Origin of the sequence: Halothiobacillus sp., from assembly GCF_027346185.1 — a bacterium.
Lineage (GTDB): Bacteria > Pseudomonadota > Gammaproteobacteria > Halothiobacillales > Halothiobacillaceae > Halothiobacillus.
This window is the reverse complement of record NZ_DAIESY010000118.1, coordinates 1-15,540: the sequence shown is the minus strand read 5'-3', so window position 1 is coordinate 15,540 and position 15,540 is coordinate 1. Positions and strand designations below refer to the sequence as shown.

Genomic DNA, 15,540 nt, shown 5'->3' with positions numbered 1-15,540 from the left:
CATCGAGCCCATCCACGCCCATACGCCCCAGGCCAAGGGACGGGTTGAGCGGGCCAATCAGACGCTCCAGGACCGCTTGGTCAAGGAACTACGCCTGACCGGCATCTCGGACATCGAAGCGGCCAATGCCTTCCTGCCCGGCTTTATTGCCGATTACAACGCCCGCTTCGCCGTCCCCGCCCAAAACCCGACCGACGCCCATCGCTCAGTGTTGCACAGCCAGGAGGAGCTCAACCTCATCCTCTGCCTGCACCATACCCGCACCCTCTCGAAAAACCTGACCATCCAGTTCCACTGCCGCGAATACCAGCTCACCGGCCAAGGCCGGGGATACCGCCTGCGGGGAGCCCGGATCACCGTCTGTGCGGCCTTCGATGGCACAGTAACCTTACTGCACCAGGGCCGGAGGCTGGCCTATCAGATCCTCCGGGAGGGCGAGCCGCCAGTGCCTCTGGACGATGAAAAAAGTCTGCACCAGACGGTGGATGCAGCCCAAGTCAGGCAGCAGGCAACGCCCTCTTTCAAGCCGGCTCCCGATCACATCTGGCGTCATTCCCCCATCGGCAAGGCTGCGCACACTACACCACCCACCCCGCGCTAGGCCAACTCAGAAGGGGACATTTCAGCTTTGGAAAAAAGGGGACATTTTAGAATTGGGTTGACACGGGATTCGAGGCACAGTGGCGTTTAAGCTAATCATACTTCGGTGTTGCGGAAATGCGGTGAATAGTCAGATCCGCGCCCTCGTACTCCTGCTCTTCGGTAAGTCGGATTCCAATGAATGACTTAAGCGCGCCGTAAATGACGAAACCGGCGGTCAGCGCCACCATGATCGCCACGGCACTACCGATAAATTGCGATATGAAACTCACGCCGCCGACGCCGCCAAGAGCTTTAAGACCGAAAATACCCGCAGCAAGCGAGCCCCACAGACCGCAAACGCCGTGCAGTGACCAGACACCAAGCACGTCGTCGATTTTCAGCCGGTTCTGCACGAAGGTGAACAACCAGACGAACAAACCGCCAGCGATCAATCCTGTGACCAAGGCGCCAACGGGGTGCATGACATCCGAACCCGCACAGACGGCGACCAAACCAGCCAACGGGCCGTTGTGCAGAAATCCCGGATCGTTCCGCCCAACCACCAGCGCGGAAAGAATACCGCCCACCATGGCCATGAGCGAATTGACGGCGACGAGCCCGGATATGCTGCCAATGTTCTGCGCGGACATGACGTTGAACCCGAACCAACCCACGGCCAGTATCCACGACCCTAATGCGAGGAAGGGTATGTTGGAAGGTGGATGGGCGAAAACTTCACCGTTCTTGCCATAGCGGCCATGCCGGGGGCCGAGAAGAAGCACCGCCACAATAGCAATCCAGCCGCCCATGCCGTGAACCACCATGGAGCCGGCATAATCGTGGAATGCTGCGCCAAAATGGTGAGTCAGCCAGGCTTGAAAACCGAAGTTGTCATTCCAGATCAGGCCTTCATAAAAAGGGTATACGAGCGAGACCAGCAGGAATGTAGCCGCAAGCTGCGGATAAAAACAGGCACGTTCCGCAATGCCACCCGAAATGATGGCGGGAATGGCGGCAGCGAAGGTCAAAAGGAAGAAGAACTTGACCAGTTCATGGCCATGGTCCGCCGTTAATTGGCTCGCAGATGACCAGAAATCAATGTGGTAGGCGACAAAATAACCAATGAAGAAATAGGCGATCGCTGAAATGGCAAAGTCAGCCATGATTTTGGCTAGTGCGTTGACCTGATTCTTGCGGCGTACCGTTCCCACTTCGAGGAAAGCAAAGCCGGCATGCATTGCCAGAACCATAATCGCACCGGATAGCACGAATAACACATCGACGGCACTGACAAGCGACGCTGTTTCCATGAATTAACCTTATTATTGAATCAAGAAAGCAGAAAGCCGACGCAATCGTCGGCTTTGTTTATTTAGGATGGGCTGGATTATTCCTCTACGGAGGGAAGCTGACCCGAGACGCCGTCTTCCTGACTGTGCCCCTCGTTTTTAATCCGCTGGTAGATTTCTTCCCGGTGCACGGAAACATCTTTTGGCGCATCAATCCCAATTCGGACCTGGTTGCCCTTGATACCCAACACGGTGATGGAGACTTCATCTCCGACCCGCAAAACTTCGCCAATCCGACGCGTTAATATCAACATGAGTCAACACTCCTTATTTCGAGAACATCCGCTTACAGGGCGACGTCCGAATATGTAAATTTTATGTTCCTGATTCTAATTTAGACGATCAAGGCACTCGGCGCATCTAATTCAAACGCATCATGCAAGGTACGCACTGCCAATTCGAGATATTTATCATCAACAACGACGGAAATCTTGATCTCTGAGGTGGAGATCATGCGTATGTTGATTTTCTCATCGGCAAGTACCTTGAACATTTTGGCGGCGATGCCGGCATGGGAACGCATCCCGACGCCCACCAGCGAGACCTTGACGATTTTCGGATTACCCGATACTTCGCGCGCGCCCAGCAGTTCTGCCTGTTGACGCAGAATGTCCAATGTTTTTTCGTAATCAACGTGCTGAACGGTAAAGGTGAAATCGGTGGTGTTATCTACGCCGACATTTTGCAGAATCATGTCGACTTCGATATTAGCCTCGGCCACCGGCCCCAAGATGGCATAGGCGATGCCCGGGCTGTCCGGTACACCTTTGACCGTCAGTTGAGCCTCATCACGATTGAAGGCGATACCAGAAATCACGGCCTGTTCCACAACGTCATCCTCCATCGTAATCAGCGTCCCCTGGCCGTCAGCAAATGACGACAATACCCGCAAAGGGACATTATATTTTCCGGCAAATTCCACAGAACGGATCTGCAGTACCTTCGATCCTAGGCTCGCCATCTCCAGCATTTCCTCGAAGGTAATGCGATCAAGGCGGCGGGCTCGGGGCTCTACCCGCGGGTCGGTCGTATAGACGCCATCCACATCGGTATAGATCTGGCACTCATCGGCATTCAAGGCGGCGGCAATGGCAACGGCCGAGGTATCGGAACCGCCTCGCCCCAGCGTTGTGATATCGCCCCGCTCATTGACGCCCTGGAATCCGGCTACGACCACCACGCGGCCAGCAGCGAGATCATTCGTTATCGCCTGCGTATCGATTGATTGAATACGCGCCTTGTTGAATGCGCTATCCGTTAAGATTCGTACTTGAGCGCCAGTATAGGAGAGGGCGGCCTGTCCGCGCTGCTGCAGTGCCATGGATAGCAGAGCCGTGGTCACTTGCTCGCCGGTGGAAACAAGTGCATCCAACTCACGCTCGTTAGGTCGAACCTGCAGTTGCTTCGCCAGATCCAGCAGGCGGTTGGTTTCGCCACTCATGGCCGAAACCACAACCACGACATCATGACCCGCCTGGCGGGTACGAATAACCCGGTCGGCCACTGCACCAATGCGTTCGACACTTCCGACGGAAGTGCCACCATATTTCTGGACGATTAAAGCCATGAACGTACCGTTCGCTTCCCGTATGCAACAAATAAAGAATGAGGCTGCAATTCAACCAGCTTCCATAAAATGAAAAACAGCCGCGCATTCTACCTAAATCGGCAGATGACTGCACGTAACAAGTTGTGACAGGAACACCCAATTGAGCACTCGAAAAAAGCATCACATCAGAGCCAAAGTCAAGAACTGCCCTCTTGAGCGTTACAAGAGAGGAGCTATTAACTCAACTGCTTCTTCATCCAGGCCCGGGCAGCTTCCAGTGCTTCCGGTAGATTTACGGAATCCGGGCCACCCGCCTGAGCCATGTCCGGGCGTCCGCCGCCCTTTCCACCCACGATCTGAGCGGCAATATTAACCCAGTCACCTGCTTTGATGCGTCCGGTGAGGTCTTTGCTGACGCCTGCAATCAGGCGGACTTTCCCGTCCTCGACGCTCGCCAGCATCACGGCGGAAGTGCCCAGCTTGTTCTTGAGTTGATCCACCGTGTCCCGCAAGGAATTGACATCAGCATCAGGCAACTCGGCGACCAGATAGTTCACTCCCCCCATCGCCACGGCGGTGGTCAGCAAATCACCCCCCGCCTCTGCGGCCTGCTTGGCCTTGATTTCGGCCAGCTCTCGCTCGAGTTGCCGCGCACGTTCGATCACCTGGCTGACGCGACTGACCGCATCCTGACGCGAGCCGCGCACCATGCTCGCAATTTCGGCCAAGGCGTCATCGGTCTGCTCCAACACGGCAAGCGCAGAAGCGCCCGTGACTGCCTCGATCCGGCGAATACCCGACGCCACACCGCTTTCGCCGACTATTTTGATCAAGCCGATATCACCGCAGCGGCGCGCATGCGTACCGCCACACAGTTCCATTGAAAATGGCCCCATAGTGACAACCCGCACGACATCGCCATATTTTTCACCGAATAGTGCCATGGCCCCGGCTGCACGCGCTTTGTCGACGGGCATTTCACGCGTTTCAACCGGATGGTTCTCGCGAATCTGCGCATTGACGATATGTTCGATTTCACGCAACTGGGCATCGGTAATCGGCTCGGGTTGAGAAAAATCGAACCGCAACGATTCGGCACCGACACGCGAGCCTTTCTGGTGGACATGGGTGCCAAGCACCTGACGCAACGCCGCGTGCAACAAATGGGTGGCGGAGTGATTCAGACGAATGCTGTGACGACGTTCGACATCGATTTGAGCATCAGCCACGTCGCCGAGCGCAACACGCCCCTCGATCACCTCACCCAGGTGCAGGAAATTCGCACCCTGCTTCTGGGTATCGGTCACCACAAAACGCCCACCTGCCGTGGTGATGACGCCGGTGTCGCCCACCTGGCCGCCGGACTCGGCATAAAAAGGCGTGTGATCCAGTACCAGCGCGCCCGACTGCCCGGCCTCGAGCACGTCGGTCTGCTCGCCGTCGTGCACGATCGCAATCACTGCGCCCTGTGCCTTGTCCTGCGTATAGCCTTCAAAACAGGTTGGTGTTTCGATTTCCAGCACGTGTGCTTGCTGGGCGAACTGGCTGGCCGCCCGTGATTGCGCCCGCCGCTCGGCCATCGCATGTTCAAAGCCGGACTCATCCAGAACCAGCCCACGTTCGCGGGCAATATCGGCAGTCAAATCGAAAGGGAAGCCGTGGGTGTCATACAGTTTGAACACAACCTCGCCTGGAATGGTCCCCCCGGGCGCCATGCCGGCCAGTTCCGTTTCCAGAACCTGCATCCCGGATGCCAGGGTCTGCAGGAACCGTTCCTCTTCCTGGCGCAGCACACGCTCCACTTCGGCCTGAGCATTTGCCAATTCGGGATAAGCCGCCCCCATCACCTCAACCAGAGGCGCAACCAGACGGTAGAAAAACGGCTCGTTCACTCCGAGCTTGTGCCCGTGACGCGCGGCCCGGCGGATGATTCGACGCAGAACGTAGTCACGCCCCTCATTGCCGGGACGAACGCCATCGACAATCAAAAAGGCACAGGATCGAATGTGATCTGCCAGCACTTTCAGGGAACTCGACTTCTGGTCGGCCGCACCCGTCACGGCCTGCGCCGCGGCAATCAGATGCCGGAAGATATCGATGTCGTAATTACTGTGCCCGCCCTGCAGAATCGCGGCCAGACGTTCGATACCCATGCCGGTATCCACAGACGGCTTCGGCAAGGGATGAAGCTGACCATCGACCGTCCGATCGTACTGCATGAACACGATGTTCCAGATTTCGATAAAGCGGTCACCGTCTTCATCGGCCGAACCCGGTGGGCCGCCGGGGATGTGCGCGCCATGGTCATAGAAAATTTCGGTGCATGGTCCGCACGGGCCGGTATCACCCATCTGCCAGAAATTATCGGAACCACCGTTGGGCTTGTCGCCGATCCGCAGGACCTTTTCTTCCGGCAAACCGATTTCATCACGCCAAATGGCATAGGCCTCGTCATCGGTTTGATACACCGTCACCAGCAGGCGATCGGCGGGCAGCTTCAGCACCTGAGTGAGAAAATCCCAGCCATAGCGAATGGCCTCGGGCTTGAAATAATCCCCGAAGCTGAAATTACCCAGCATCTCGAAAAATGTGTGGTGCCGCGCGGTATAACCCACATTTTCGAGATCGTTGTGCTTACCACCAGCGCGCACGCAACGCTGACATGAGACAGCGCGCGGGTTAGCCCGATGTTCCAGCCCGAGGAACGCATCCTTGAACTGGACCATACCCGCATTCGTGAACAACAGGGTGGGGTCGTGAGCTGGGATAAGTGAGGAAGACGGCACAATCTCGTGCCCTCGCTGGTGAAAAAAATCCAGGAAGGCAGTGCGCAACTCAGCAGTGGTTTTCATCATAAATGTCACGAAATCAAAAAGTAAAACGATATTGAGCGCGAGTGTAACGGAAAGCAGTGATAAGTCGATGACCCAGAGTGATGGTTACAGCGAAAACAGCAGTGATCAGAAAGCATCATCCATGCCCTCGGCATCACGCCATTGCCCGCTGGCCACTCGCGATTGCTCGGGAGAAAAACCCCGCGACAGAAGATGTCGATAACGGCGTAACTTTTCATCATGCCCATCGGGAGCAGCATGATAATGGCGGTGGATCTGTCTTTGCGCACAGGCCAACCAATCGATATCGGTTTCATCCAGAACGGCCTGAATCAGTGCACGCGCAACCCCTCGCTGACCGAGTTCGGCACGGATGGACTCACGCCCGTAGCCGCGCTCGACCCTCATGCGTACATAGGCCTCTGCATAACGGGCATCCGACTGCCAGCCCTGCTCAGCCAAACGGCTGATCACATCGTCGATGACAAGGGAATCAAAACCGCGCTGCAACAGTTTCCGCTGCAATTCAAACGCACTGTGCTCACGGCGTGCCAGCAGGCCCACCGCGACCTTCTCGATTTGAGATGCGTCGGCTTTATCCTCTTGCGCCTTCGCCTGCCAATGCCAAGCCAAAACGTGACCGCTGGGTTATTCTTCGAAGGCTGATACGGACTCATCATCCTCGGAGGCACGCACCGCCGATTTACCCGTCGAGGCGCGCATCAAGGCCCTCAATTTGGCTTCAATGTCATCAGCCAATTCGGGGTGCTCGACAAAATACTGCCGGGCGTTGTCCTTGCCCTGCCCCAGACGGATATCACCGCAGGAATACCACGCGCCCGCCTTCTGGATCAGGCCGTGCGTGCTGGCCATGTCGATCAACTCCATGAGTCGGGATATGCCTTCTCCGTAGAGAATGTCCACATCAACCACCTTGAACGGTGGCGCCATTTTATTTTTCACGACCTTGATCCGGGTTTGGTTCCCGATGATCTCTTCGCCCTTCTTGACCGCCCCGACGCGACGGATGTCCAGGCGAACGGAAGCGTAGAATTTCAAGGCATTGCCGCCGGTTGTCGTCTCGGGGCTACCGTAACTGACGCCGATCTTCATCCGGATCTGGTTGATGAAGATGACCATGCAGTTCGTGCGTTTGATGTTGCCCGTCAACTTGCGTAGGGCCTGACTCATCAGACGTGCCTGCAAACCGACGTGAGCATCACCCATCTCGCCTTCAATCTCGGCCTTGGGGACCAAGGCGGCGACAGAATCGATCACGACCACATCGACCGCACCCGAACGCAGCAGCATGTCGGTGATTTCCAGCGCCTGCTCCCCCGTGTCCGGCTGGCTGACCAGCAGATCATCGACGTTGACCCCCAACTTTTGCGCATAAGTCGGGTCCAGTGCATGTTCCGCATCTACGAAGGCACAAACGCCGCCGGTTTTTTGCGCCTGGGCGATCACCTGCAACGTCAGCGTGGTTTTACCAGAAGACTCCGGGCCATAGATTTCGACCACCCGTCCACGTGGCAGGCCGCCAATCCCAAGCGCTGCATCCAGCGCAATCGAGCCGGTGCTGATCACAGGCACGTCGACGCCCGCCGTGTCATTCATCCGCATCACGGCGCCTTTACCGAACTGTCGCTCGATCTGGCTTAATGCTGCCGTCAGCGCTTTCTTACGATTTTCGTCCATGGGGGATACCTATTTATTGGTTTGCTTTACAAAGACTAAGGAAAAACTTGGAGGCAACTGAAGACGAGTCTATGTTCAACCCATCACATCAGCCATTCGGCGAAGCGCCTCATCCAACGCTTCCATGCTGGTGGCATAGCTCAGGCGGATATGGCCAGGAGCGCCGAACGCAGTCCCCGGCACTACCGCCACGCCGCCTTTCTCGAGCAGCATTTCGCTCAAGGCCACGTCATCCTTCAACCCCAAACGGGTGATCACCGCACTCACATCAGGGAAGCTGTAAAACGCCCCCTGGCTCGGCAGGCAAACCACATCGGGAATCGCATTGAGTCGATCGACCACGAAATCATGTCGCGTCTGGAACGAATGAACCATAGCCTTGATTTCAGACTGATCACCTTCAATGGCTGCCTGTGCCGCTACCTGGGCGATCGAGCACGCGCTGGAAGTACTTTGCGACTGGATCACATTCATCGCCTTAATAATGTTAGCCGGGCCCGCCGCATAACCGATCCGCCAACCCGTCATTGCATAGGCTTTACTTACTCCGTTCAGCACGACTGTCCTCGCCTTCAAATCGGGCGCGACCATTGCGATGCTCGAGAAGGGCTCATCTGCCCAGAGGATTTTTTCGTACATGTCGTCGGTCGCGATCAGCAACTTTGGATACGCGCGCAGAACTTCGGCCATGGCAGCCCAGTCTTCCCGCGTATACGCCACACCGGTCGGATTGGAGGGACTATTCAACATGACAATCCGGGTCTTGTCGGTAATCGCTGACTCCAGCTGGGCAGGCGAAACCTTGAACCCCTGATTTTGCCCGGCGAGCACAATCACCGGCTCACCGCCCGCCAGGAGTACCATATCCGGGTAAGAAACCCAGTAGGGAGCGACGATAATGACCTCGTCCCCCGGATTCAGCAGGGCCTGAAACAGATTGTAAATGCTTTGCTTGCCGCCGGTGGACACAATGATTTCGTTCGGTGCGTAGTCCAGACCCTGATCATCGCGCAGACGCCTGGCAATAGCTTGACGCAGACTCAATATCCCTTCTACTGCGGTATAGCGGGTAAAACCCGCATTGATCGCATCGATGGCGGCCGCGCGAATCGGCTCCGGGGTATCGAAATCCGGCTCACCGGCCCCGAGACTGATGATGTCGCGTCCCTGAGCCTTTAATTCAGCTGCTTTCGCGGTAACAGCCAATGTTGGTGAGGGTCGTACGCGGCGAACCCGGTCTGAAAGGATCATGATCGCAAAAAGCTCCTGAACAACGATCGCCTAAACAATTGCGGCGGGAGACAACCACACAAAAAAATCATGGTTGTCCGATGTAAATCAAATGGCCCGATATTCTAACGAAGTCGGGGTTATTGGGGTAGCGCCCCGGTCTGAATAGCAGTCCGATCTCGCACCCGGCGAAACTCGAACAGACAAACGGCCGCAGCTACCGAGACGTTCAGGCTCTCGACTGGCGCGCGCATGGGAATGTAGATCAACTGATCGCAACTTTCCTGCGTCAGACGGCGTAGCCCTTCCCCTTCGCTCCCCATGACGAGCGCGACCGGATCGGCGGCGAAATCCGACTCATACAAGCTGACCATGCCGCCACCTGCCGCACCAACAACCCAGATCTGGCGAGATTTGAGATCGGCGAGCGTGCGCGCAAGGTTCGTTACCTGGATGAATGGCAAGCGCTCAGCGGCGCCGGAGGCCGCCTTGCGCGCGGTGGGTGTCAGACCGACGGCACGATCCTTTGGCGAAATGACGGCATGAACGCCCGCAGCTTCGGCGCTGCGCAGGCAGGCACCCAGATTGTGCGGATCCGTCACGCCATCGAGAATCAACAAAAAGGCAGGCTCATCCAGACTTTCCAGCAACGCGAACAAATCATGCTCGTTGCCCGCAGGCTTGGGCTGATAGCGAGCAAGTACACCCTGGTGGCGCGCCAGTTCGTGATCGGCACGCACACGGTCGGCGAAAACCTTCTCGGGGGCCTCCTCGATGGATACGCCGCGCGATTCGGCGAGCACACGCAGTTGCTGCACCCGCTTGTCCTGCCGCCCTTGTTCGAAAATAACCGACAACACACGTTCCGGATCATGCTGAAGGGCAGCTTCGACGGCATGAAAACCGCTAAGCCACTGCGTAGAAGATGCGCTTTTGCGTTCGGCCATTATCTGCGCGATTCCTCGGCAGGACCGGACTCCGACTCAGGAGCTGACGAGGCATCCGACACGTCATCACCTGAATCGGCATGTTCATCATCGCCCGCCGCAGATGCATCGCCCACTGGCTTTTTACGACGGCGCCGACGTGGCTTGCGTTTCTTCTTGGTTGCGTCATCCTCAGCGGTTTCATGATCGTCCTGAGGCTCATCCTGTGCCTCGCTATCAACCTCCGACAAGGCTTCATCGTCATCCGGCAGAACAAAATCGATTTTTCGTTCATCCAGGTCGACCCGAGCCACACGCACGGTAATGAGATCGTTCAGTGCGTACACGCGCCCCGAACGTTCGCCGCGCAACGAAAGCGTCACCGGATCAAAGTGGTAGTAGTCTTTGGTCAAGGCGGTGATGTGCAACAAGCCTTCGACGAAGAAATCCTTGAGCTCGACGAACAGGCCGAAGCCCAGAACAGAAGCCACTCGCCCTTCGAACACCTCGCCCACCTTGTCGAGCATGAACTCGCACTTGAGCCAGTCCGTTGCATCACGCGTGGCTTCATCTGCACGGCGTTCGTTATTGGAGCAATGCTCACCGATGATGACCATTTCATCATGATTGTATGGAAAACGGTCCGGGGCACCCGTACGAAGCAGATGGCGAATGGCGCGGTGCACCATCAAATCGGGATAACGCCGGATCGGGGAGGTGAAGTGCGCATAGAACTCATGCGCCAGACCAAAGTGCCCTAGATTGTCTGGTGAGTACACCGCCTGTTTCAGGGAACGGAGAATCATGGTCTGAATCGTCAGAAAATCCGGACGACCCTGCACCCGAGACAGCAAGTCATTGAAGTCTTTGGGGCTTGGTTGATCACCGCCGCCCAAACTCAAACCCTTTTCGGCCAGCATGGCGCGCAGATCGGTGATTTTTTCTGCGGTGGGGCGATCATGCACACGGTACAGTGCGGGGATTTTGTTATCGGCAACAAAGCGTCCGGCTGCAACGTTTGCAGCGATCATGCATTCTTCGATGATCTTGTGCGCATCGTTGCGCTCGTAGGGCACGATGGCTTCGATCTTGCGGCCTTCGCCGAAGACGATCTTGGTTTCGACGGTATCAAAATCGATCGCGCCACGACGTTCACGCGCCGCACGCAGCACCTTGTACAGGCGATGAAGTGTTTCCAGCGGTTCGAGCACATGGGCATGAGCCGCGCGTGCCACAGCATCCTGATCGATCAGCACCTTGGCAACGGTGTCGTAGGTCAGACGCGCAGCAGACTTCATCACCCCTTCGAAGAAGCGGAATTTGGCGATCTGCCCTTCATTATTGATCAGCATATCGGCACAGAGACACAGGCGATCTACGTCCGGGTTCAGCGAACACAAACCGTTTGACAGCACCTCCGGGAGCATGGGGAGCACCCGCCCGGGAAAGTAAACGGACGTCGCGCGATTGAAACCTTCACGGTCCAAAGCAGAGCCAACGTTCACGTAATGACTGACATCCGCAATCGCCACCAGCAACCGGAAACCATCCGGCGTTGCCTGACAGAACACCGCATCGTCGAAATCCTTGGAATCGGCGCCATCGATGGTGACCAGTGGCATATGGCGCAAGTCGACCCGCCCTGACTTGTGGCTTTCCTCGACTTCGGGATTCAAACCATCGATGGCAGCCAGCACTTCTTCCGGCCACTCGTGAGGAATACCGTGGGAGTTGATGGCGACGTCGATTTCCATGCCGGGCGACATGTGATCACCCAACACTTCAACAACTTTACCGACGGGCTTGTGGCGCAACGTAGGCTGCTCGACCAATGCAACACGCACGATCTGACCGTCGCGCGCGCCCATCAAATCGGTCATCGGCACAAGAATATCCTGAGTGATCCGCGCATGATCGGGAACCACAAAGGCAATACCCGCCTCCAGCACCAGACGGCCGACAATCTCGGCATTGGCCCGCTCGATCACCTCGACCAGATTCCCTTCGCGGCGTCCACGACGGTCGAGCCCGGTCACCTGCACGACAGCGCGGTCGCCGTTGAGCAGCGCTCGCATCACGCGGGGCGACAGGAACACATCGTCGCCGCCATCATCCGGCACAAGAAAACCGAAGCCATCACGATGCCCCAACACGCGACCGCGCACCAGTTCGGCATGAGTGACCGGCACATACCCGCCACGACGATTACGGATGACCTGTCCATCGCGCTCCATCGCGCGCATACGGCGACTCAAGCCTTCGATCCGTTCGTCATCACCGTCGTACTCCAGGTGACTGATCAATCGATTCAGGGTCAAAGGGCCATCTTGCTCCGAGAGCAACTGCAAAATGAACTCCCGGCTCGCCACCGGATTTTCGTATTTTTCAGCCTCAAGGGCTGCTTGGGGATCTGATACCGTCTCTTGGGACATGGAAACCTTATCTGTAAAAACATAAAAATTGAGTCTGCGCCACATTACCAGGCGACAAACCCGCGAATAAACCCATTTATTCGATTCAATTTAACATGATAATCCATTTCATCGGATACCCGATGCCCAATCCTCTATACTTCGCTTCTTATGCAGGACACCCGATTCACTTTAGTCACCGATTATCAACCTGCCGGCGATCAACCGGCGGCCATTGCTCGACTCGTCGAGGGCCTTCAGGATGGACTCGCGCAGCAGACGCTCCTGGGTGTTACCGGCTCGGGGAAAACCTTCACGATCGCGAATGTCATCGACCGGTTGCAACGCCCGGCACTTGTGTTGGCACCGAACAAAACGCTGGCCGCCCAACTCTATGGCGAGCTGAAAGGATTTTTCCCGAATAACGCGGTTGAATATTTCGTCTCTTACTACGATTACTATCAGCCGGAAGCCTACGTGCCCGCATCGGACACATTCATCGAGAAAGATGCCTCGGTCAACGAGCATATCGAGCAGATGCGGCTCTCTGCAACCAAGGCACTACTCGAACGCCGGGATGTCATTATCGTCGCAACGGTTTCCTCCATCTACGGCCTCGGCGACCCGGATGCTTACCTGAAGATGATTTTGCATCTGGTTCGCGGAGAAAAGGCGGATCAGCGTCAGATACTGCGCCGGCTGGCCGAGATGCAATACACCCGCAATGATATGGAATTTCGCCGCGGCACTTATCGCGTGCGCGGCGATGTGATCGATATCCACCCGTCCGAATCCGACGACGAAGGCGTTCGCGTCGAACTGTTTGACGACGAAATCGAGCAGATTTCCTTGTTCGACCCGCTCACCGGCGCTGTTCGGCGTCGGCTGCCTCGCTTCACCATCTACCCGTCCTCGCACTATGTCACGCCGCGTGAACGGATTCTGGCTGCCGTCGAAACCATCAAGGATGAACTGGCCCAGCAACTGGAACACCTGAATGCGGAGAACAAACTGGTCGAGGCCCAACGACTCGCGCAACGCACACGCTTCGACATCGAAATGATGTACGAGTTGGGGTACTGCAATGGCATTGAAAACTACTCACGTTACCTGTCCGGACGTCAACCCGGCGAACCGCCGCCTTGCCTCTACGACTACCTACCACCCGATGCCTTGCTGATTATCGACGAATCCCATGTCACCGTCCCACAGCTCGGGGCGATGTATAAGGGGGATCGTTCCCGCAAGGAAACCCTGGTCAATTTCGGTTTCCGGCTACCCTCCGCGCTCGATAATCGCCCATTGAAATTCGATGAGTTCGAACGAATGATGCCGCAGACCATTCATGTATCGGCCACGCCCGGTCCGTATGAGGGCAGCCATTCGGCACAAGTTGTCGAACAGGTGGTCCGACCCACCGGTCTGGTCGACCCACAAATCGAAATCCGGCCGGTCACCAGTCAGGTCGACGATGTGCTCTCCGAGATTCGCGACCGTGCCACACGCCGCGAACGAGTACTGATTACAACACTGACGAAACGGATGGCAGAAGATCTTGCCGATTATCTGGCAGAACATGATGTGCGCGTTCGCTACCTCCATTCCGATGTCGATACGGTCGAGCGCGTCGAGATTATCCGCGACCTGAGGCTTGGGATTTTTGATGCACTTATCGGCATAAACCTGCTACGCGAAGGTCTGGATATCCCTGAAGTCTCACTCGTTGCCATTTTCGATGCCGACAAGGAAGGCTTCCTGCGATCAGAGCGATCATTGATTCAAACCATCGGTCGGGCCGCCAGAAACCTTCACGGCAAAGCCATTTTGTATGCAGACCGAATCACGGATGCCATGCGCAAGGCGATTGATGAGACAGACCGACGGCGAGCCAAGCAGATCCAGCACAATCTGGAACAAGGCATCACGCCCAAAGGAATCGACAAACGGGTAGATGATATTCTGCAGTCAGGTGACTACAAGATTCCCGGCTCCCGCGGCGCAGGCCAGAAGAGCAGGAGAATGGCACAAGTGGCAGAAACAGCGAGCGATTTCAGCATCACCATGAGTTCTGAACAAGTCCTGAAGCAGATCAAGGAGCGCGAAGCCAAAATGTATCGGCTAGCCAAGGATCTTGAATTCGAGGCGGCCGCGCGTGTCCGGGATGAAATTCATCGGCTACAAGAACAACTGATTGCCGCCGACGCAAAATAGGAAGAGCCACGAACACAAAAAACCCGGCCTCAGCCGGGTAATCATTCAAATTGGCTCAGTGATCAACTGAATCCGTGAACCCTGACTCAGTAATTATTTAGACGGTTCAGGCACCACTTGCTCAGAGCCTTGCATCTTCATGGCCCTCTCTTGCAGGTCTTGCATATGCTTCTCTTTGGTATCCAGCTCTGTAAACATACCCTTGGCCTTCGGATCAACCTTAATCATGGCTGCACGAACATCGTTACGAAGTTTTTCGGACTGCTTCTGGATTTTAGGATCCTGGAATGCCTTGGCCTGACGCTGTTCAAATTCCTGCTGACCTTCACGGAATTTCTGGATAGCTTTCGCACGCTCCGGATCATTTTCCTGCATGCCCTGGATTTTAGTAACCAAGGCCTTCAGTTCATCGTATTTGGCTTGAGCATCAAAGTCCTTATCAGACATCGCCGCCTTGATTGAGTCTCGAAGACCATCGCGCTGCTTGCCGAGCTTGGGATTCTTCTTGTAAGCCTCCGCCTCGATACCCTGAAGCTTCTGCTCGAGCGCGCCTATCTCCTGACGGGTTTGCTGGAAGTCTTTCATCAGCGCCATTTGTTCTGGAGACAATGTTGGCATCGCAGGCTGTGCAGCTTGACCCGCAGGCGGCGTATCTGCTGCGTAGGCGCCGACTGTCATCAACCCCAGAACGACGCCAAGGGCCAGAGCAGAATGACGAATACCGCGGAATTTATTGTAAACAGACATGAA

General features: G+C 56.2%; 11 protein-coding genes and 1 pseudogene. 2 read left to right on the top strand and 10 right to left on the bottom strand.

The features are described from left to right. Positions 1-601 (top strand): annotated as a pseudogene (locus M7R55_RS12265) (transposase); the annotation flags it as partial. Between the two features lie 91 nt (positions 602-692). Here the strand turns inward: M7R55_RS12265 and M7R55_RS08485 are convergent. The 9 genes from M7R55_RS08485 to rnr form a co-directional block, all read right to left on the bottom strand. Then, positions 693-1,892 carry an ammonium transporter gene (locus M7R55_RS08485; RefSeq protein WP_298219979.1) on the bottom strand — a complete coding sequence of 400 codons (1,200 nt, stop codon included), beginning with the start codon at positions 1,890-1,892 and terminating at the stop codon, positions 693-695. Between the two features lie 77 nt (positions 1,893-1,969). Beyond that, positions 1,970-2,185: a carbon storage regulator CsrA gene (gene csrA, locus M7R55_RS08480; RefSeq protein ID WP_298219978.1), complete on the bottom strand. Its 216-nt coding sequence runs from the start codon at positions 2,183-2,185 to the stop codon at positions 1,970-1,972. Between the two features lie 80 nt (positions 2,186-2,265). Beyond that, on the bottom strand, positions 2,266-3,498 hold the full coding sequence (locus M7R55_RS08475; protein WP_298219977.1) for an aspartate kinase: 1,233 nt from the start codon (positions 3,496-3,498) through the stop codon (positions 2,266-2,268). Positions 3,499-3,716: 218 nt separating this feature from the next. Further along, complete coding sequence (gene alaS / locus M7R55_RS08470) at positions 3,717-6,332, bottom strand: alanine--tRNA ligase (protein ID WP_298219980.1); 2,616 nt, start codon at positions 6,330-6,332, stop codon at positions 3,717-3,719. Between the two features lie 108 nt (positions 6,333-6,440). Then, positions 6,441-6,947 (bottom strand): regulatory protein RecX, encoded by a 507-nt coding sequence (locus tag M7R55_RS08465; protein ID WP_298219976.1) that lies wholly within the window; start codon positions 6,945-6,947, stop codon positions 6,441-6,443. Positions 6,948-6,962: 15 nt separating this feature from the next. Further along, entirely contained in the window at positions 6,963-8,012 is a 1,050-nt protein-coding gene (gene recA, locus M7R55_RS08460; RefSeq protein WP_298219975.1) for a recombinase RecA, read from the bottom strand. A 75-nt stretch (positions 8,013-8,087) separates the two neighbouring features. Further along, complete coding sequence (locus tag M7R55_RS08455) at positions 8,088-9,263, bottom strand: pyridoxal phosphate-dependent aminotransferase (protein ID WP_298219974.1); 1,176 nt, start codon at positions 9,261-9,263, stop codon at positions 8,088-8,090. Between the two features lie 119 nt (positions 9,264-9,382). Then, complete coding sequence (gene rlmB / locus M7R55_RS08450; protein WP_298219973.1) at positions 9,383-10,189, bottom strand: 23S rRNA (guanosine(2251)-2'-O)-methyltransferase RlmB; 807 nt, start codon at positions 10,187-10,189, stop codon at positions 9,383-9,385. Next, the gene (rnr, locus tag M7R55_RS08445) at positions 10,189-12,600 is read right to left on the bottom strand and encodes a ribonuclease R (RefSeq protein ID WP_298219972.1); all 2,412 of its coding nucleotides are present in this window, start codon (positions 12,598-12,600) and stop codon (positions 10,189-10,191) included. The genes rlmB and rnr overlap by 1 nt, the downstream gene beginning before the upstream one ends. Before the next feature lie 150 nt (positions 12,601-12,750). On the opposite strand from rnr, the gene uvrB reads away from it, so the two are divergent. Next, on the top strand, positions 12,751-14,790 hold the full coding sequence (uvrB, locus tag M7R55_RS08440; protein ID WP_298219971.1) for an excinuclease ABC subunit UvrB: 2,040 nt from the start codon (positions 12,751-12,753) through the stop codon (positions 14,788-14,790). A 93-nt stretch (positions 14,791-14,883) separates the two neighbouring features. On the opposite strand, the gene M7R55_RS08435 is transcribed toward uvrB, so the two are convergent. Next, a partial coding sequence (locus tag M7R55_RS08435) for a hypothetical protein (RefSeq protein ID WP_298219970.1) occupies positions 14,884-15,540 on the bottom strand: 657 nt, incomplete at its 5' end.